An 18765-nucleotide genomic window follows, 5' to 3' on the forward strand; every position below is an offset into this window, starting at 1 on the left:
AACCGCCGCGAACCCGCCGCACCGAACAGGTGTCCACGACTTTCTGCGACCCTAGCGCCGGACACCGACAATCGCCGGGGTTCGCCCCCTTATCCGGGGGAGAACCCGCGACACCGGCTTCACACGCCCACCACCCACCGCCACGACATGGGGGACCCATGATCCGCTTCGAGCAGGTCAGCAAGGTGTACGCGGACGGGACGACCGCGGTGGACGACCTCACCTTCGAGGTCGCCGCGGGGGAACTCGTCACGCTGGTCGGCCCCTCGGGGTGCGGCAAGACGACCACGATGAAGATGGTCAACCGGCTCATCGAGCCGACCTCCGGCCGCGTCCTCCTGGACGGCGAGGACATATCCGGCGTCGACCCGGTCCAGCTCCGCCGCCGCATCGGCTACGTCATCCAGCAGGTCGGCCTCTTCCCGCACAAGACGGTCCTGGAGAACACCGCCACCGTCCCGCACCTGCTCGGCTGGAAGCGTGAGAAGGCCCGCGCCCGCGCCGCCGAGCTGCTGGAACTGGTCGGCCTCGACCCGTCCACCCACGGCGCCCGCTACCCGGAGCAGCTCTCCGGCGGCCAGCGTCAGCGCGTCGGGGTGGCCCGCGCCCTCGCCGCCGACCCGCCCGTGCTGCTCATGGACGAGCCGTTCGGCGCCGTCGACCCGGTGGTCCGCGAGCACCTGCAGAACGAGTTCCTGAAACTCCAGGCCGAGGTGCACAAGACCGTGCTGTTCGTCACCCACGACATCGAGGAGGCGGTCCGCCTCGGCGACCGCATCGCCGTCTACGGCCACGGCCGCATCGAGCAGTTCGACACCCCCGCCGCCGTCCTCGGCGCCCCCGCCACTCCTTACGTGGCGGACTTCGTCGGCGCCGACCGGGGCCTGAAGCGGCTCTCGGTCACCCCGATCGAGCCGGGCGACCTGGTCCGTCCGCCCGTCGTCCACCTCGGCGACCCGCTGGCCGGAGCCGGTGAGCGGCTGCGCGCCGAGGGCGCCCGCTGGGCGGTGGTGCTGGACGGCGAGGAGAAGCTGCACGGCTGGATCTCGGCGGCCCGGGCCGAGGGCGCCTCGGGGACCGTCGGCGAGCGGGCCCGCCGGATGGAGGCGTGGCTTCCGGTCGGCGCCCCCCTCAAGCGCGCCTTCGCCACGATGCTCCAGCACGACGCCGGCTGGATCGCCGTCCTCGACCCCGACGCGGGCCACCGCTTCCTCGGCGTGCTCACCCCGGCCGCCCTCCACGAGGCACTGCGCCGCTCCACGGCCGCCGATGCGCGCGACGTACCCCGCGAGGACGTCGACCTGGAGACGGTGCACGCCGTCTGACCCCGGCGCCCGCCCTCACCTGCCGGTTCCAGGGGGTCCGTGGGGTGGTGAGCCCCGGGCGCGCCTCTAGGCTGGGAGACATGAGTACGTCGTTTGGGCGCGGGCGCGTCGCAGGGCTTCCGGAATGGGACCGCTGCGCGGTCATGGGCGTGGTCAACGTGACCCCGGACTCGTTCTCCGACGGCGGCCGCTGGTTCGACACCGAGCGGGCGGTCAAGCACGGCCTCGACCTGGCCTCGTGCGGCGCCGACCTGATCGACGTGGGCGGCGAGTCGACCCGCCCCGGCGCGCCCCGGGTGGACGAGGCGGAGGAGCTGCGCCGGGTGGTGCCCGTGGTGCGGGCGCTGGCCGCCGAGGGCCTGGCGGTCTCGGTCGACACGATGCGCGCCGCCGTCGCCGAGCAGTCGCTCGCCGCCGGCGCGCACCTGGTCAACGACGTCAGCGGCGGCCTCGCCGACCCCGCGATGATCCCGGTGGTGGCCGCCGCCGGGGCGCCGTTCGTGGTGATGCACTGGCGCGGCTTCAGCGACGCGATGAACGGCCGCGCCGTCTACACCGACGTGGTCGGCGAGGTCACCGACGAGCTGCGGACCCGGATCGACGCGGCCGTCGCCGGCGGTATCGCCCCGGACCGGATCGTCGTCGACCCGGGCCTCGGCTTCGCCAAACAGGCCCCGCACGACCTGGCTCTCATGGCCCACCTGGACCGGCTGCGGGCGCTGGGCCATCCGCTGCTGGTCGCCGCCTCCCGCAAGCGGTTCCTCGGCCGGGTGCTGGCCGGCCCCGACGCCACCCCGCCGCCCGCCCGTGAGCGCGACGCGGCCACCGCCGCGATCTCCGCGCTCGCCGCGCGGGCCGGCGCCTGGGCCGTCCGCGTCCACGACGTCCGGCCGAGCGCCGACGCCGTACGCGTGGCCCGCGCGGTCGAGGCCGCCCGCTGACCCCCGGCCCGTTCCACCCCCACAAGCTCTCCCCCGCGCGCCCCTCGCGCGCCCCCGACGAACGGAGCCCGGTGACCCCCACCGAGATCGAGCAGGTCGAGCGTGCCAACGCCGAGTACTACGACATCGTGGAACGCGGGGACTACGCCGAGCTGGCCGCGCTCTGGCTGGACGAGGAGTCCCTCTCCTGCGTCCACCCCGGCTGGCCGGTCCTCAGCGGCCGGGGTGAGGTGCTCCGCTCGTACGCCGTGATCATGGCGAACACCGACTACATCCAGTTCATCCTGACCGACGTGCAAACCGCCCTGCTCGGCGCGACGGCGGTCGTGACCTGTACGGAGAACATCCTCAGCGGGGGCCCGCCGCCCGAGGAGGGCGAGCTGGGCCCGCTGGTGGGGCAGCTCGTCGTCGCCACCAACGTCTTCCGCCGCACCACCGAGGGGTGGAAGCTCTGGTCGCACCACGCCTCCCCGGTCCTCGCCGAGCTGGACGGGGAGGACGGGGACGGCGGGCCGGGTGAGGAATCCCCTGCCTGAAGGCGGGCTGATTCGCGGGTGTTCTGGGTAGGGGCCCTTTCGCCGTCCCTGCCCGGGGGGTGGGGGACCGGCTCCGGGGCGGGTGCGGCCGTGTGCGCGTCGTGCGGGTTCCCCGGTTCTTCTTCCCCGTGCTGCCCCGACCCCGTGGGCGAACCGTGTCGGGGGCCAGCGGTAGCCTCGGCTGAGGCCGGTGGGCCGTCCGCACGCGCGCACCGCCCGCCGACAACGACAAGAGCAGGAGTGATTCGCGTGGATCGTGTCGCGCTGCGCGGCCTCAAGGGCCGAGGGCACCACGGTGTCTTTCCCAAGGAGCGCGAGGAGGGCCAGACCTTCATCGTCGATCTCGTCCTCGGTCTGGACACCCGGCCCGCGGCCGAGAGCGACGACCTGACCCGGACCGTCCACTACGGCCTCGTCGCCGAGGAGGTCGTGGCCGTGGTCGAGGGCGAGCCGGTGGACCTCATCGAGACACTGGCCGAGCGCATCGCCCGGACCTGCCTGAAGACGGACGTGGTCCAGGAGGTCGAGGTCACCGTCCACAAGCCGGACGCCCCGATCACCGTCCCGTTCGACGACGTGACCGTCACCATCACCCGGAGCCGTGTATGAACCCGAACACCAGCGATCCCACCGTGCAGCCGGTCCCGGCCTCCGTCGTCGAGCAGGTGGACGCCGCCGACGTGACCCTCTCCAACCCGAAGACCGCCGTGATCTCCCTCGGCAGCAACCTCGGCAACCGCCTGGAGACCCTCCAGGGCGCCGTCGACGCCCTGGAGGACACCCCCGGCCTGCGGGTCAAAGCCGTCTCCCCGGTCTACGAGACGGAGCCGTGGGGCGTCCAGCCGGGCTCCCAGCCCTCCTACTTCAACGCGGTCGCGGTGATCCGCACGACGCTGCCCCCCGGCTCCCTGCTGGAGCGCGCCCAGGCCGTCGAGGAGGCGTTCCACCGGGTCCGCGACGAGCGCTGGGGCCCGCGCACCCTGGACGTCGACATCGTTGCCTACGCCGGTGTCGTCTCGGCCGACCCCGAGCTCACCCTCCCCCACCCGCACGCCCACGAGCGGGCCTTCGTCCTCGCCCCCTGGCACGACGTGGACCCCGAGGCCCAGCTGCCGGGGCACGGCTCGGTGGACGAACTGCTGTCGGGCCTGGCCGGGGACGGCCTGACCCGCCGCGAGGACCTGGAACTCCGGCTCCCCGAGTAGACGTTGCCCCGGTGGACCGGCCGGGCGTGCGCCCGGCGCCCGGGGCAAGCTGGAGGAAGGGGCCCGGCCCGCCTGAGCCCAGCCGCCCCCAGTGACGTCGCGGGAGCCGCCCGCCACGCGTGCGAAAGGACCTGACCCCCGTGAAGCAGCTCCGCATCAGGACACTGGCCGGCCTTCTCGTGGTCGCCGCCGTACTGTCCTGGGCGGGTGCCCGGCTGTGGGACGCCCTCGGCACCCTGCCCGCGGTCCCGCTGTTCGCCCCGATCGTGCTGGGGGCCATCGCCGCCGTACTGCTGGCGACGGCGCTGGCCTTCCGCTCCCGGCTGCGCGCGCAGCGCGAGCGGCGCCCCGAGGCGAAGGGCGTCGACCCGCTGGTGGCCGCCCGCGCCCTGGTCTTCGGCCAGGCGAGCGCCCTGGTGGCCGCGCTGGTCGCCGGGTTGTACGGCGGCGTGGCGGTCTTCCTCCTCGGCTACCTGGACGTCCCGGCCCGCGCGGACCAGGCGCTCTACGCGGGCGCCTCGCTCGTCGCGGGCATCGGCGTGATCGCCGCCGGGCTCTTCCTGGAGCGGGTCTGCAAGCTCCCCGAGGACGGCGACGACACCCCGGGCGCGGCCCCCACCGTCTGACCGGTTCCCGGCGCGCGGGAACGCGAAAGGCCGGGCGCACCCCGCTCAGGGGGCGCCCGGCCTTCGTCCGTCGTGTCCCGGCCCGGTCAGCGGGCCATGATCAGGCTCATCGCCTCGTTGCGGGTGGCCGCGTCGCGGAGCTGGCCGCGGACGGCCGAGGTGATCGTCTTGGCGCCCGGCTTGCGGACCCCGCGCATCGTCATGCACATGTGCTCGCACTCCACGACGACGATGACGCCGCGCGGCTCCAGGATCTCCATCAGCGAATCGGCGATCTGCGTGGTCAGCCGCTCCTGGACCTGCGGGCGGCGGGCGTAGACGTCGACCAGCCTAGCCAGCTTGGAGAGGCCGGTGATCTTGCCGTCGGCCGAGGGGATGTAGCCGACGTGGGCGACACCGACGAACGGCACCAGGTGGTGCTCGCAGCTGCTCTGCACCTCGATGTCCTTGACCAGCACCATCTCGTCGTGACCCAGGTCGAAGGTGGTGGTCAGCACGTCCTCGGGCCGCTGCCACAGCCCGGCGAATATCTCGCGGTACGCCCGCGCCACCCGGGCCGGCGTCTCGCGCAGGCCCTCGCGGTCCGGGTCCTCGCCGACGGCGAGGAGCAGCTCGCGCACCGCGTGCTCTGCCCGCTGCTCGTCGAACTCGCCGATCGCGCCCAGCCCGTCCAGCGTCACCGGGTCGGTCATCTCTGCCTCGTTCCTGTGCGAATTACGCGTGTCACCTGCGGGCATACGAAACGGCCGCGCCCCCCAGGCTAGAACCTGGGGGGCGCGGCCCGCATTCCTGCCCCGTCCGCCGTCCGGCGGTGTGGGGGCCGTCACGCGTCGTGCGTCACTCCTCGGGGGAGGCCGGCGGCTTCGTCAGGTCCGGGGTGGAACCGTTCGAGGGGCCGGTGCCGAGGGCGGCCGGGGAGCCGTTGGCGCCGTTGGTGAGGCTCAGCTCCTTGGGCGAGAGGACCGGCGGCCTCGTCGAAGGCGTACGCCGGGTGGAGCCGGTCCACGCCGGGCGGGCCGGGCGCTTGACGATCGGGGCGAAGATCTCGGCGATCTCCTCCTTGCCCAGCGTCTCCTTCTCCAGCAGTTCGAGGACCAGGTTGTCGAGGACGTCGCGGTTCTCGACCAGGATCTCCCAGGCTTCGTTGTGCGCCGTCTCGATGAGCTTCTTGACCTCCTCGTCGACGAGCGCCGCGACCTCCTCGGAGTAGTCGCGCTGGTGCGCCATGTCGCGGCCGAGGAAGGGCTCGGTGTTGTCGCCGCCGAACTTGATGGCGCCGAGCCGCTCGGTCATGCCGTACTGGGTGACCATCGCGCGGGCCGTACCGGTGGCCTTCTCGATGTCGTTGGCGGCGCCGGTGGTCGGGTCGTGGAAGACCAGTTCCTCGGCGGCCCGCCCGCCCAGCATGTAGGCGAGCTGGTCGAGCATCTCGTTGCGCGTGGTGGAGTACTTGTCCTCCTCCGGCAGCACCATCGTGTAACCGAGGGCGCGGCCACGGGAGAGGATCGTGATCTTGTGCACCGGGTCGGAGTTCGGGGAGGCCGCCGCGACCAGGGCGTGTCCGCCCTCGTGGTACGCGGTGATCTTCTTCTCCTTGTCGGACATGATCCGGGTCCGCTTCTGCGGGCCCGCCACCACGCGGTCGATCGCCTCGTCCAGCATGTGGTTGTCGATCAGCTTCTGGTTGCTGCGGGCGGTCAGCAGCGCGGCCTCGTTCAGCACGTTGGCGAGGTCGGCGCCGGTGAAGCCGGGGGTGCGGCGGGCGACGGCCGAGAGGTCGACGTCCGGGGCGACCGGCTTGCCCTTCACATGGACCTTGAGGATCTCCAGGCGGCCCTGCATGTCGGGCCGGTCCACGGCGATCTGCCGGTCGAAACGACCCGGGCGCAGCAGCGCGGGGTCGAGGATGTCCGGGCGGTTGGTGGCGGCGATCAGGATCACGCCGCCCTGCACGTCGAAGCCGTCCATCTCGACCAGGAGCTGGTTGAGGGTCTGCTCGCGCTCGTCGTGACCGCCGCCCATGCCGGCGCCGCGGTGGCGGCCGACGGCGTCGATCTCGTCGACGAAGACGATCGCCGGGGCGTTCGCCTTGGCCTGCTCGAAGAGGTCGCGGACGCGGGAGGCGCCCACACCGACGAACATCTCGACGAAGTCGGAGCCGGAGATCGAGTAGAACGGCACGCCCGCCTCCCCCGCGACGGCGCGGGCCAGCAGGGTCTTACCCGTTCCGGGCGGGCCGTAGAGCAGTACGCCCTTGGGGATCTTGGCGCCGACGGCCTGGAACTTGGCCGGCTCCTGGAGGAACTCCTTGATCTCGTGGAGCTCCTCGACCGCCTCGTCCGACCCCGCCACGTCGGCGAAGGTCGTCTTCGGGGTGTCCTTGGTGATCAGCTTGGCCTTGGACTTCCCGAACTGCATGACGCGGGAGCCGCCGCCCTGCATCTGGTTCATCAGGAAGAGGAAGACCAGGACGATCAGGACGAAGGGCAGCAGCGAGAACAGGATGCTGAGGAACGGGCTCTGCTTCGAGGGCGAGACCGTGTAGCCCTCGGGGATGCTCTTGTCCTCGTAGCCCACCTGGAGCTTCTGGGCGAGGTCGAAGCCCATGTCGCCGATGTAGCTGGCCTGGATCTTCGAACTGCCGTCGATCTTCTGGCCGTCCTTCAGATCGACCTTGATCATCTGGTCGTCACCGGTGGTGAGACTGGCCGACTGTACCTTCTTGTCGTTGATCGCCTGGACGACCTGGCCGGTGTCGACCGTCTTGTGCCCGCCGGACGAACCGACGACCTGCATCAACACGACCACGGCGAGGACGGCCAGCACGATCCACATGACGGGCCCACGGAAGTATCGCTTCACGTCCATCCATACGGAGCGGTGCCGCCCCGTCCCTCCTGCCATCGCGAGATTGATAAAGGCTGTACTAAGGCTGTACTCGGGAGTGCTCTGCGGCTGGGCCACGTGCCCGCGCCCGACACTCCCGGGGCCGCGGTGAGCCGCGTGTCCAGGAGCCGTGCGCCGTAGAACAGTTCTGACGATTGTTCTTCGGACGGTACCCCAGCATTGTCACCCGCGGCCGCAGGGGACGGCCCGGAAACCGTCTTCCCCTCTCCAACGGCGCGCGGCGTACGAGGGTTCCCCCGCCGCCCCGCGTCGTCGAGGAGCTTCGACCGGTGGTCCGGGTCGGGCGTCAGCCGCCGTAGACGTGGGGGGCGAGAGTGCCGACGAAGGGCAGGTTGCGGTACTTCTCGGCGAAGTCCAGGCCGTAGCCGACGACGAACTCGTTGGGGATGTCGAAGCCGACCCACTCGACGTCGATCGCGACCTTGGCCGCCTCCGGCTTGCGCAGCAGGGTGCAGACCTTCAGGGAGGCCGGGCCGCGCGAACCGAGGTTGGAGATCAGCCAGGAGAGGGTCAGACCGGAGTCGATGATGTCCTCGACGATCAGGACGTGCTTGCCCTGGATGTCGGTGTCGAGGTCCTTGAGGATGCGGACCACGCCGGAGGACTGGGTGCCCGAACCGTAGGAGGAGACCGCCATCCAGTCCATGGTGACGGGGGTGGAGAGCGTCCGGGCCAGGTCGGCCATGACCATGACGGCACCCTTGAGGACACCGACGATGAGCAGGTCCTTGCCCGCGTACTCCTGGTCGATCTGCTCCGCCAGCTCCACCAGCTTGGCGTCGATCTCTTCCTTGGTCAGCAGCACCGACTCGAGGTCGGCACCCATGTCTTTCGCGTCCACCCGCACATCACTTTCGTCCTCGGCCGCGGCCCCGGGGAGGTGCTCCCCGGGCCGACGGCCGTCGTCCGAGCCGTCGTCCGAACCCTGCGGTCGGCGTCAGCCTTGCCGGAGGACAAGTCTGCCACCCTGCCGCCGTGCCTCCACCTTGCCCGGGAGGTTGATGGCCCGCTGGCCCCGCCAGCCGGTGATGAGCCGGTCGACCTCCTCGACGTGCCGGGCGAACAGGGAGCCGCCCGGAGCCCCGGCCGCGACCAGCGCCCGGCGCAGGATGCGGCGGCGCACGGCGGCGGGCAGCGCGTACAGCCGGACGCAGTCCAGCCCGCCCGTCTCGTCGCGGACGGCGGCCTCCTCGCGGGCGGCCCAGGCGTCCAGGGCGTCCGCGTCGTCCCGGGAGAGCTGGGCGGTACGGGCCAGGGCCTCGACCACTCCCTTGCCGAGCGCCTTCTCCAGTGCGGGCAGCCCCTCGTGGCGCAACCGGGAGCGGGTGTAGGCGGGGTCGGTGTTGTGCGGATCGTCCCAGACGGACAAGGACTGGGCGAGGCAGGCGGTACGGGCGGTCTGCCGGTCCAGCTGGAGGAAGGGCCTGCGGTAGCGACCCGAGTCGCCGGAGACGGCGGCCATGCCGGAGAGCGAGCGGATGCCGGACCCGCGGGCGAGGCCCAGCAGGACGGTCTCGGCCTGGTCGTCGCGGGTGTGGCCGAGCAGGACGGCGGCGGCGCCGAGCCGTTCGGCGGCCTCATCGAGGGCGGCGTACCGGGCGTCCCTGGCGGCGGCCTCGGGGCCGACCCGACGGGCACCGCCGGCGTAGGGGACGCCGTGCGCGGTCCGGTCGGAGGCGGCGGCCACGCGGACGGCGGCCGTCTCGACCGGGTCCAGGCCGAGCGCGGTGAGCCGGGCGACGACGTCGGCGGCGCGGGCGTCCGAGCCGTACTGGAGGCCGTGGTCGACGGTGATGCCGCCGGCCCGGATGCCGAGCCGGGGGGCTTCGAAGGCGAGGGCGGAGGCGAGTGCCATCGAGTCGGCGCCGCCGGAGCAGGCGACCAGCACGAGCGGGCCCTCGGCGGGTGGGGCGGTGCCCCGGGCCTCGCCGGGCGCGGGCACCTGGGCGGGGGCTCCGGAGGCGGCGCGGGCGCGGATCTGGCGGGCGCGGCCGGCGCGGGTGGCACGGCCGACCCGTTCGAGCAGTTCGGCGCGGGGCGGGCGGCCCGGCTGCCCCGTGAGGGGCTGGGGGTGTTCGGTGAGGAGGTCGTTCAGGACGCGGCGGACCGCGAGGCGTATCGCCGCGACCGCTGGATGGGGACCCATGTCCGGTTCCCTTCATGAAGTTTTCGGGGGCGGGGGCTCAGCTGCCGTCACTCAGCGTGCGTAGATGGTGACAGAAGCCGGGCATTCCCTGAGCATCGCACGCCCGTGAGCCACCCCACGGTCCCTCGGACGGGTGATTACGGGGGCGTACGCCTGTCACACGGTCGCGCCGGGTCACGCTTCCGGGGTGCGGTGCACGCGGGCGATCCACTCGGCGGGGTGAGTGATCTCGTTGGCCGTGGGGAGGGTGTTGGGCGAGGTCCAGACCCGGTTGAAGCCCTCCATGCCGACCTCCTCGACGACCGCGCGCACGAACCGCTCGCCGTCCCGGTACTGGCGGAGCTTGGCGTCCAGCCCCAGGAGCCTGCGCAGGATCTGGTCGAGGCGGTTGGCCCCGGCGGCGCGGCGGCGCTGGAACTTCTCGCGGATCTCCACGACCGAGGGCACGATCTGCGGGCCGACGCCGTCCATCACGTAGTCGGCGTGCCCCTCCAGGAGGGACATCACGGCGGTGACCCGGGCCAGGATCTCGCGCTGGGCCGGGGTCTGGACGAGGTCGACCAGGCTGCGGCCTTCGGTGCCCCCGTCCGGGGCGTGCGCGCCGGAGCGCGCGCCGGGGTCGGTCTCCGTACCGGTGGTGGCGGTGGTCCCTGCGGTCCCGGTCTCCTCGCGACGGCCCCCCGTGAATGCCTGGACGGCGTCCGAGAGCCGCTCCAGCAGCGTGCCGGCGTCGACGTCGGTCTCCGCCAGGAACGCCTGGATCTCCGCCTCCAGGTGGTCCCGGAGCCAGGGGACGGCGGTGAACTGGGTGCGGTGCGTCTCCTCGTGCAGGCAGACCCAGAGCCGGAAGTCGTGCGGGTCCACGCCCAGCTCCCGCTCGACGTGGACGATGTTGGGCGCCACCAGGAGCAGGCGGCCACCGCCGTCCGGGGCGCCGGGCAGCTCCCGGGAGGCCGGGGCGAACGTCTCGTACTGGCCCAGCACCCGCGAGGACAGGAACGACAGCAGCACGCCCAGCTCCACACCGGTGACCTTGCCGCCGACCGCTCCCGCGATCACGCCGCCCGGGCCGTTGCCCCGGCGGGCGCGCATCTTCGCCATCAGCGGCTTGAGCAGTGAGCGGAACCCGGCCACGTTGGCCTCGATCCACCCCGGTCGGTCCACCACCAGCACCGGGGTGTCGTGCCCCTCCGCCGTGGCCATCCCGGTGAACGCGCGCACGTGCGCCTCGGCCGCGATCGCGTGCCCGCGCAGCTCCGCGACGACCTCACGAGCCTCGTCGCGGCTGATCTCCGGCCCCGGGCGGGCGAGCCTGCTCCCCGTCGCGACCGCGAGCTTCCAGTCGACCATCTCCGCACCACCGATGCTCGTCATGGGTCAACCGTACGTGCTCAGGGGGCCTGGCGGCCCCCGGTGGGGCGGGGGTTTGGCCCGGCTGGGCCGTCCTGTCGTCCCTCGGCGGGACGGGGTTCTGGCCCGGCTGGGCCGTCCTTGGCCGGGCTCCGGGTCGCCCGTGCCGGTCGCCGACTGGCCTCAGCGCCGGCCGGGCTGGGACTCGGCTGGGCTCCGCCCCGATCTGCCGCCTTCTGACCGTTCCGGTCACCGATGGCCTCAAGCGCCGGCCGGGCTGGGGTGGCCGGGGTGTGGCTGGGCTGTCGTCCACCCGCGCCTCCTTGACCGTGCCGGTCACCGATGGCCTCAAACGCCGGCCGGGCTATAGGGGTTCGCGGTTCCTCCGGTACGTGGGTGGGGCGGCGCCGCGCCGCGGTACCTCCTCACAAACTGCCAGGTGCGGGGACAGTTGGAGCATGACGGGTTGGCGGCAGTTTGCTGCGGGGGCACCCCGACACGACCCCACCCCACGGTCTCGTACGCGGCCAACCGCCGGTGGGCGGAGGAGGCCGTCCCCGATTGTTCTGTTCGCCACGGTGACCACCGTCCTCCCCTCGGCAGGCCACAAAGACTCCTCGGGGACGGTCTGTCTTTTCTCCTCCCACCGGCGGGACGACGCCGACGAAACGCAAGGGCGGGGTCGTGCCGGGGTGCCCCCGCAGCAAACTGCCCCGAGCCCGTCTTGAAGCGACTGTCCCCGCACCCGGCAGTTTGTGAGGAGGTACCCCGGCACGGCCACGCCCGACCAACACGACGAACGAACCGCGAACCCCCACAGCCCGGCCGGCGCTTGAGGCCAATCAGTGACCGCCACGGGCAAGGAGGCGCGGGTGGACGACAGCCCAGCCACACCCCGGCCACCCCAGCCCGGCCGGCGCTTGAGGCCAATCAGTGACCGGCACGGGCAGAAGGCGGCACAGTCGGGGCGGAGCCCAGTTGAAGGCAGCCCGGCCGGCGCTTGAGGCCAGCGTGGGTCGGCACGGGCAAGGAGCGGTAGATCGGGGCGGGGCTCGGCCGAGGACGGCCCGGCCGGGGCCCGGCCGGGCTTGCGGGGTCGGGCGGGGTCGGGGGTGGGCGGAGCGGCCCGGTGGCGGGCGGCCGGGGTCGTGGAGTGCCCCTGAGCCGGGAGGCGGGTCAGCAGCCGCAGCGGGCCAGGGCGGACGCGAGGCGGTCGAGGGTGGTCTGGGCGGCGGCGGGGTCCGCAGTGGTGCCGGCGAGGAAGGAGAAGGCGAGGAGGCGCCCGTCGGCGTCGACGACGGTTCCGGCGAGGGTGTTGACGCCGGTGAGGGTGCCGGTCTTGGCGCGGACGACGCCGATGCCGTCGGCCGCGTCGGCACCGGAGTAACGCCCCGCGAGGGTCCCGCTGAAACCGGCCACGGGCAGGCCGGTGAGGACCGGGCGGAGTTCGGGGTGGTCGGTGTGGGCGGCGCGGGTGAGCAGGGAGGTGAGGAGGCGGGCGGTGACGCGGTCCGCGCGGTCGAGTCCGCTGCCGTCGGCGAAGCGGGCCCCGTCGAGCGGCAGGCCGAGCCGGCCCAGCGCACGGCGGGTCTCGCGTTCGGCACCGGCGAAGTCGGCCTTGGCGCCGGCGGCGAGGGCCGTCTGACGGGCCAGGGCCTCGGCGATGTCGTTGTCGGAGTGCGTCAGCATCCGTTCGACCAGGGCGGAGAGGGTGGCCGAGCGGACGTCGGCCAGTTCCTCGGCCTGGTCGGTGGCGACGGCCTGGCCCACGGCGCCCTCGACCTTCACCCCCCGGTCGGCGAGGAACCCGGCGAAGGCGTCGGCGGCGTCGGGGGCCGGCCGGGCGGTGCGGGGCGCGGGGCCGCTGCTGGAGTCGTCGAGCCGCCCCTCGTCGGCCATCAGGGCGCTGACCGGCGCGATGTTCTCGTTGGGGCCGATGGGGTGCAGAGCGGGTCCGCTGTAGGCGGAGGTGTCGTAGGCGAGCCGGATGGTGCGGGCGCCGCGCTTCTTGAGGGCGGTGGCGGTGCGGTCGGCGAGCGTGCGCAGGGAGGCGTTGCCCTCGGCCTCGGCGCGGGCGGTGAGCGTCGGGTCGCCGCCGCCGACCAGGACGATCCGCTCGGGCGGGGCTCCGTCCTCGTAGCCGGGCCCGGGTTCGGCGACCACGGTGGTGCGGATGCGGTGGTCGGGGCCGAGGACGCTGAGGGCCGCGGTGCCGGTGGCGATCTTGACGGTGGAGGCGGGGACCATGGCGGTCTTCGCGGCGTGTCCGTAGACCTCCTTGCCGGTCGCGGCGTCCACCACGGAGGCGGTGGCGCCGGGGCCGAGCCCCCGGGCCTTCAGCAGCGGTTCCAGGACCCCCTTGAGCGAGGCGGCGGTGGGCGCCGGGGCCCGTCCGGCTGCCGCCTCGCGGGCGCCCTGTCCCGAGCGCGGCGCGAGGGCGCCCGTCTCCAGCGGGGCCAGCACCTCGGCGGCCTCGGGCGTGACCGGGTCGGAACCGGAGGGAAGCGGACCCCTCGCCTCCGTACGGTGATCCCCGTCACCCGTGCCCGGAGGAAGGCCGGCCCGGCGGCTCTCGGCCGTACGCTGACCGCCGGAGTCCCAGGGACCTGCGGCGGCCGCGGCCGCGCTCGCCAGGGCCAGGCCCCCCACGGCGGCTGCCGCCGTGAACTGCCAGGTCTTGAGCCGCCACCCACCGCGCCCGGACACCCCGCACCAGCCCCTTTCGCGATCACCCACCTGCGTGAGGGACACTTAACCACTGCGTCTTGCCGCGAGCATGGCAGCCCGTCTGCCCGGGGGAGGACCGCAGATCACTCGTTGTATGAGCATGGAGGAGCCACCGGTGGAGTTCGACGTCACGATCGAGATTCCGAAGGGTTCGCGGAACAAGTACGAGGTCGACCACGAGACCGGCCGGATTCGCCTGGACCGTCGCCTCTTCACCTCGACCAGCTACCCGGCCGACTACGGCTTCGTCGAGGACACCCTCGGCGAGGACGGCGACCCGCTGGACGCGCTGGTCCTGCTGGACGACCCGACCTTCCCGGGCTGCCTCATCTCCTGCCGCGTCATCGGCATGTTCCGCATGACCGACGAGGCCGGCGGCGACGACAAGCTGCTCTGCGTCCCCGCGGGCGACCCCCGGGTGGACCACCTCCAGGACATCCAGGACGTCTCGGAGTTCGACCGCCTGGAGATCCAGCACTTCTTCGAGGTCTACAAGGACCTGGAGCCCGGCAAGTCCGTCGAGGGCGCCGACTGGGTCGGCCGCGCCGAGGCCGAGGCCGAGATCGAGCGCTCGTACCAGCGGGCCAAGGAAGCCGGTCACTGAACCGCGCGGGCCGCGCCGGCGGCCCGGTGAGCGACGGGCGGCACACTCCCCCTCGGGAGGGCGCCGCCCGTCGCCGTGTGCGCGGGCATCGCGCGGTCGCGGGTTTCACGGCCGCGGGCCAAGGTAGGAGGGCCGTGGGTGCGCGCCGCTTCACGGTGCGCATACTGGGCATCACGGGCACCGTGCGGGCGGGCGCGGTGGGCCGTCCGGGCAGGACGCGAGGAGCGAGGCGGAGCAGGTGACGGAGGACGCGGACGACCGCAAGGCGCAGTCGGACGAGGCACGCAGCGCCTTCACCCCTCCCCAGGGGGTTCCGCAGTCGCAGGGCCCCGAGAGCGAGTCGCAGATCACCTCGGAGTTCGCCCTGCCCGAGGGGCTGACGGCGCTGCCCGCCGCCGACACCGAGCGTTCGGCGTTCACCCCGCCGGCCACCTACGACGCGCGCAGCGCGCCCCCCGCCTTCACGCCCGCGCAGGGCATACCGATGGTGCGGCTGACCAAGAACAGCCCCTGGCAGGACCGGATGCGGGCGATGATCCGGCTGCCCGTCGCCGAGCGTCCGGCGCCCGACCTCGCCCAGAAGTCCGACGACTCCAGCCCGGCCGTCCCGCGCGTGCTGGACCTGACGCTGCGTATCGGCGAGCTGCTGCTGGCCGGCGGCGAGGGCGCCGAGGACGTCGAGGCGGCCATGTTCGCGGTCTGCCGGAGCTACGGCCTGGACCGCTGCGAGCCGAACGTCACCTTCACCCTGCTCTCCATCTCGTACCAGCCCTCGCTGGTCGACGACCCGCTGACGGCTTCCCGGACGGTGCGCCGGCGCGGGACGGACTACACGCGGCTGGCGGCGGTCTTCCAACTGGTGGACGACCTCAGCTCGGACGACGCCGAGGTCTCGCTGGAGGAGGCGTACCGGCGGCTGGCGGAGATCCGCAGGAACCGGCACCCGTTCGACACCTGGGCGCTGACGCTGGCGGCCGGGCTGCTGGCCGGTGGTGCCTCGATGCTGGTCGGCGGCGGCCTCGTGGTCTTCGTGGCGGCTGCGCTCGGCGCCATCCTCGGTGACCGGATGGCGTGGGTCTTCGCCGGGCGCGGGCTGCCGGAGTTCTACCAGTTCGCGGTGGCCGCGATGCCGCCCGCCGCGATAGGGATCGCCCTCCAGCTCGCCCACGTGGAGGTACGCGCCTCCGCCGTCATCACCGGTGGCCTCTTCGCCCTGCTGCCCGGACGCGCCCTGGTCGCGGGTGTGCAGGACGGCCTGACCGGCTACTACATCACCGCCGCCGCCCGCCTCCTGGAGGTCATGTACCTCTTCGTCGGCATCGTGGTCGGCGTCCTGGTGATGCTCTACGTGGGCGTGCAGCTCGGCGCGCAGCTCCAGCCGCGGGAGGCGCTGCTGTCGGTGGAACGGCCGCCGCTCCAGATCGTCGCGGCGATGGCGCTGACCCTGGCCTTCGCCGTCCTGCTCCAGCAGGAGCGTTCGACGGTGCTGCTGGTGACGCTCAACGGCGGCGTCGCCTGGACGGTCTACGGTGCGATGCACTTCGCCGGGGACATCTCCCCCGTCGCCTCGACCGCGGTCGCCGCCGGCCTGGTCGGCCTCTTCGGCCAGTTGCTCTCGCGCATCCAGTTCGCCTCGGCGCTGCCGTACGTGACGGCGGCGATCGGGCCGCTGCTGCCCGGTTCGGCGACCTACTACGGGCTGCTCGGCATCGTCCAGGGCGACGTCAGCACCGGCCTCTCCTCGCTGAGCACCGCCATCGCGCTGGCCATGGCCATCGCCATCGGGGTGAACCTCGGCGGTGAGACGGCCCGGCTCTTCCTGCGGGTGCCCGGCGGTCCCGAGGCGGCCACCCGCCGCGCGGCCAAGCGGACCCGCGGCTTCTGATCCGGTACGCCGAAAGGGGGCGCCCCGGGCCTGGGGGCGCCCCCTTTCGTCTCCGGCCGCCGGTCAGCGCTTGGCGTGACGGCCGCGCTGCGGCGGCGTCGGGTCGGCGTCCGGGCCGGCCGCGGCGGCGCGCTTGTTCTGGCCGCGCGCCTTGACGAACTCGATGATGATCGGCACGACCGAGATGAGCACGATCAGGATCAGCATGGCCTCGATGTTCTCGCGGACGAACGCGATCCGGCCGAGCCACGCCCCGAGCAGCGTCACACCGGCGCCCCAGAGGACGCCGCCGATGATGTTGAAGGTGATGAACGAGCGGTACCGCATGGAGCTGACGCCCGCGATGATCGGCGTGAAGGTCCGCACGATCGGCACGAAGCGGGCCAGGACCAGCGACTTCGGGCCGTGCTTCTCGAAGAACTCGCTGGCCTTGGTGACGTTCTCCTGCTTGAACAGGCGCGAGTCGGGCCGCTTGAAGAGCGCGGGCCCGACCTTCTTGCCGAAGAGGTAGCCGGCCTGGTCGCCGACGATGGCGGCGACACAGATCAGCACGATGGCGAGCCAGAGCGGGAACTTCAGCTGGCTGGTGGTGATGAGCAGCCCGGTGGTGAAGAGCAGCGAGTCGCCGGGCAGGAAGAAGCCGATGAGCAGGCCGGACTCGGCGAAGACGATGAGCAGCAGGCCGTAGATGCCGAACTGGTTGAGCAGGTAGTCCGGGTCCAGCCAGCTCGGGCCGAGCGCAAGCGTATTCACTGTTCCGGACTCCTGGGGTGGGCGGGGCGGGACGGTACAGCCGACCAAACTACCAACGCCCCGCCCCCGGCCCGTGCCGCGCCCTTACCCTTCCTTTACTCCGTACGGCGGGCGTGGGCGTGGATCGCGTCGTGCAGGTACAGGGCGAGGCCGGGGTGGACGGCCTCGTACGTGGCGGTGGAGCGCGGGTCGGCCACGTACATGTCGGCCAGGCAGGTGTGTGCCCGGGCGTCGCCCGGGTAGTGGGCGCTGTCGATGTACCGGCGGTGGTCCTCGGCGGCGTCCAGCGCCTCGGGGGCGTCGGCCTCGGCCATCGGTGAGCAGGGCGTGCTGACGCCGCAGGTGGGCATCGGGAGTCGGCGTCGGGGTCGTCGAGCATGGCGGCGATCTCGTCCAGCGGGAAGCCCACGTCTCCGGCCGGCGCCCCACCCCGCCGCTCCCCCGGGGCGGGCGGCGGGCCCTACGGATCGCCCTCGGTCGCGTACGGGTTGGGCTGCCCCTCGGCGAGGACGCCGCGGAACGGCTCGCCCTCCCCGGCGAAGGTGTACGCCCCGGCCTCGATGCGGCCGATGAGGCCGCGGGTCCACTCGGCGCCGGAGTCGGCGGAGTGCACCCAGAGGTTCATGATCTCGCCGATGTGGCCGATCGACTCGGGCCCGTCCTCGGGCGTCCAGTACTCGGCCACCGAGCGGCGCCACTCCTCGATGGAGCGCAGCCGCTCCCTCAGCAGCCGGGCCGCCTCGTCCCGCTCCAGGTCGACGAGGAAGCCGAGCGCGGCGGAGAGCAGGTCGGGCTTCTGGTCGTAGCCGGTGAGCGCGGCCCGCAGCAGGCGGAAGAATTCCTGCTCGCCCTCGCCGGTGACCGAGTACTCGGTGCGCGGCGGGCCGCCCGCCGTGGACGGCTCCGTCTCGTGGGCGGTCAGCAGCCCTTGCTTGGCCATCTGTTTGAGCGCGTGGTAGATCGAGCCGGGCTTGGCGTTGGACCACTCGTGGGCGCCCCAGTACTCCAGGTCGTTGCGGACCTGGTAGCCGTGGGCGCGCCCGTGCTGGCGCACCGCGCCCAGCACCAGCATCCGGATCGCCGACATGCGCCGCACCCCCTCTCGCGGAGCCCGGACCGGGCCCGACCTGGCCGATCTCGACCAGGGTACGGGAGCCCGGTCCGGGAGGGCAGAGCGGCGCCCCTGTGCCAGCTACCCCCATTCCTCGCCCCGCTCCCGGGCCACCAGCGCGAAGGCGGTCGCCCCGTCCAGGCTCTCCCGGATGATGTCGGCGTGGCCCGCGTGCCGGGACATCTCGGTGATCAGGCGCAGCAGCAGCCAGCGCAGCGAGACCTGCTGGCCCGGCGGGAACCAGGGCGCCTCGGGAAGCGGGAAGGTGGCGTCCAGCAACTCGGCGCCGCGGATGAACTCCTCGGTCCGGCGGGCCACCGCGTCCCAGGCGGCCAGTTCGGAGGCGACCGTCTCCTCGCCGGCCAGCTCGAAGCCGTGCTCCTCGTCCGCGTACGTCCCGCCCTCGGCCGGTGCCGGGGTGCTCCCCGCAGCCAGGGCGAGCCAGCCCTGCTCGGTCAGCCGGACGTGCTTGAGCAGCCCGGCGAGGGACAGCTCACTGGCGCTCGGCCGCGTCGCGGCGGCCTCGTCGCTCAGCCCGAGCAGGGCCCGCCGGACGCCGCCCCGCTCCGCGTCGAGGAATGCCAGCAGCGCGCCCCGCTCGTCGCCCCGCGCCTCGGGGTCCACGTGCACCACCATGAGCAGCCGCCTT

General features: G+C 73.1%; 17 protein-coding genes and 1 pseudogene. 8 read left to right on the forward strand and 10 right to left on the reverse strand.

Annotated features, from left to right (window positions below; genetic code table 11):
- Positions 1-158: 158 nt before the first annotated feature.
- The 6 genes from ACSLIC_RS11080 (at position 159) to ACSLIC_RS11105 (ending at position 4633) form a co-directional block, all read left to right on the forward strand.
- Positions 159-1325, forward strand: coding sequence for an ABC transporter ATP-binding protein (locus tag ACSLIC_RS11080; protein WP_436737507.1), 1167 nt, complete (start codon positions 159-161; stop codon positions 1323-1325).
- A gap of 80 nt (positions 1326-1405) precedes the next feature.
- A complete protein-coding gene (gene folP, locus ACSLIC_RS11085; RefSeq protein ID WP_436737508.1) occupies positions 1406-2266 on the forward strand; it encodes a dihydropteroate synthase in 861 nt (286 codons plus the stop codon).
- Between the two features lie 71 nt (positions 2267-2337).
- On the forward strand, positions 2338-2802 hold the full coding sequence (locus tag ACSLIC_RS11090; RefSeq protein ID WP_436737509.1) for a nuclear transport factor 2 family protein: 465 nt from the start codon (positions 2338-2340) through the stop codon (positions 2800-2802).
- A 249-nt stretch (positions 2803-3051) separates the two neighbouring features.
- Positions 3052-3411 (forward strand): dihydroneopterin aldolase, encoded by a 360-nt coding sequence (folB, locus tag ACSLIC_RS11095; RefSeq protein WP_436737510.1) that lies wholly within the window; start codon positions 3052-3054, stop codon positions 3409-3411.
- Positions 3408-4007 carry a 2-amino-4-hydroxy-6-hydroxymethyldihydropteridine diphosphokinase gene (gene folK / locus ACSLIC_RS11100; RefSeq protein WP_436737511.1) on the forward strand — a complete coding sequence of 200 codons (600 nt, stop codon included), beginning with the start codon at positions 3408-3410 and terminating at the stop codon, positions 4005-4007. Before folB ends, folK begins: the two co-directional genes overlap by 4 nt.
- Positions 4008-4147: 140 nt before the next feature.
- Positions 4148-4633 carry a DUF3180 domain-containing protein gene (locus tag ACSLIC_RS11105; protein ID WP_436737512.1) on the forward strand — a complete coding sequence of 162 codons (486 nt, stop codon included), beginning with the start codon at positions 4148-4150 and terminating at the stop codon, positions 4631-4633.
- Between the two features lie 86 nt (positions 4634-4719).
- On the opposite strand, the gene folE is transcribed toward ACSLIC_RS11105, so the two are convergent.
- The 6 genes from folE to dacB all read right to left on the reverse strand — a co-directional run bounded on the left by folE (position 4720) and on the right by dacB (position 13742).
- Positions 4720-5325: a GTP cyclohydrolase I FolE gene (folE, locus tag ACSLIC_RS11110; RefSeq protein ID WP_436737513.1), complete on the reverse strand. Its 606-nt coding sequence runs from the start codon at positions 5323-5325 to the stop codon at positions 4720-4722.
- Positions 5326-5470: 145 nt separating this feature from the next.
- Positions 5471-7501: an ATP-dependent zinc metalloprotease FtsH gene (gene ftsH / locus ACSLIC_RS11115; RefSeq protein ID WP_436740344.1), complete on the reverse strand. Its 2031-nt coding sequence runs from the start codon at positions 7499-7501 to the stop codon at positions 5471-5473.
- A 325-nt stretch (positions 7502-7826) separates the two neighbouring features.
- Positions 7827-8366 (reverse strand): hypoxanthine phosphoribosyltransferase, encoded by a 540-nt coding sequence (gene hpt / locus ACSLIC_RS11120; RefSeq protein ID WP_436737514.1) that lies wholly within the window; start codon positions 8364-8366, stop codon positions 7827-7829.
- A gap of 111 nt (positions 8367-8477) precedes the next feature.
- Complete coding sequence (gene tilS / locus ACSLIC_RS11125) at positions 8478-9686, reverse strand: tRNA lysidine(34) synthetase TilS (RefSeq protein WP_436737515.1); 1209 nt, start codon at positions 9684-9686, stop codon at positions 8478-8480.
- Between the two features lie 174 nt (positions 9687-9860).
- Positions 9861-11060, reverse strand: a complete 1200-nt coding sequence (locus ACSLIC_RS11130; RefSeq protein ID WP_436737516.1) for a zinc-dependent metalloprotease — start codon at positions 11058-11060, stop codon at positions 9861-9863.
- 1152 nt (positions 11061-12212) lie between these two features.
- Positions 12213-13742: a D-alanyl-D-alanine carboxypeptidase/D-alanyl-D-alanine endopeptidase gene (gene dacB / locus ACSLIC_RS11135; RefSeq protein ID WP_436737517.1), complete on the reverse strand. Its 1530-nt coding sequence runs from the start codon at positions 13740-13742 to the stop codon at positions 12213-12215.
- A gap of 136 nt (positions 13743-13878) precedes the next feature.
- On the opposite strand from dacB, the gene ACSLIC_RS11140 reads away from it, so the two are divergent.
- Positions 13879-14367 (forward strand): inorganic diphosphatase, encoded by a 489-nt coding sequence (locus ACSLIC_RS11140; protein WP_436740345.1) that lies wholly within the window; start codon positions 13879-13881, stop codon positions 14365-14367.
- 238 nt (positions 14368-14605) lie between these two features.
- On the forward strand, positions 14606-16252 hold the full coding sequence (locus tag ACSLIC_RS11145) for a threonine/serine exporter family protein (protein ID WP_436737518.1): 1647 nt from the start codon (positions 14606-14608) through the stop codon (positions 16250-16252).
- 63 nt (positions 16253-16315) lie between these two features.
- On the opposite strand, the gene ACSLIC_RS11150 is transcribed toward ACSLIC_RS11145, so the two are convergent.
- The 4 genes and pseudogenes from ACSLIC_RS11150 to ACSLIC_RS11165 form a co-directional block, all read right to left on the reverse strand.
- Positions 16316-17005 carry a DedA family protein gene (locus tag ACSLIC_RS11150; protein ID WP_436737519.1) on the reverse strand — a complete coding sequence of 230 codons (690 nt, stop codon included), beginning with the start codon at positions 17003-17005 and terminating at the stop codon, positions 16316-16318.
- 95 nt (positions 17006-17100) lie between these two features.
- A pseudogene (locus ACSLIC_RS11155) lies at positions 17101-17414 on the reverse strand (MerR family transcriptional regulator); the annotation flags it as partial.
- A 51-nt stretch (positions 17415-17465) separates the two neighbouring features.
- Positions 17466-18092, reverse strand: coding sequence for a PadR family transcriptional regulator (locus ACSLIC_RS11160; protein WP_436737520.1), 627 nt, complete (start codon positions 18090-18092; stop codon positions 17466-17468).
- Positions 18093-18197: 105 nt separating this feature from the next.
- Positions 18198-18752 (reverse strand): DinB family protein, encoded by a 555-nt coding sequence (locus tag ACSLIC_RS11165; protein WP_436737521.1) that lies wholly within the window; start codon positions 18750-18752, stop codon positions 18198-18200.
- Between the last annotated feature and the right edge of the window lie 13 nt (positions 18753-18765).

The organism is Streptomyces sp. BBFR102 (genome assembly GCF_051397025.1).
Lineage (GTDB): Bacteria > Actinomycetota > Actinomycetes > Streptomycetales > Streptomycetaceae > Streptomyces.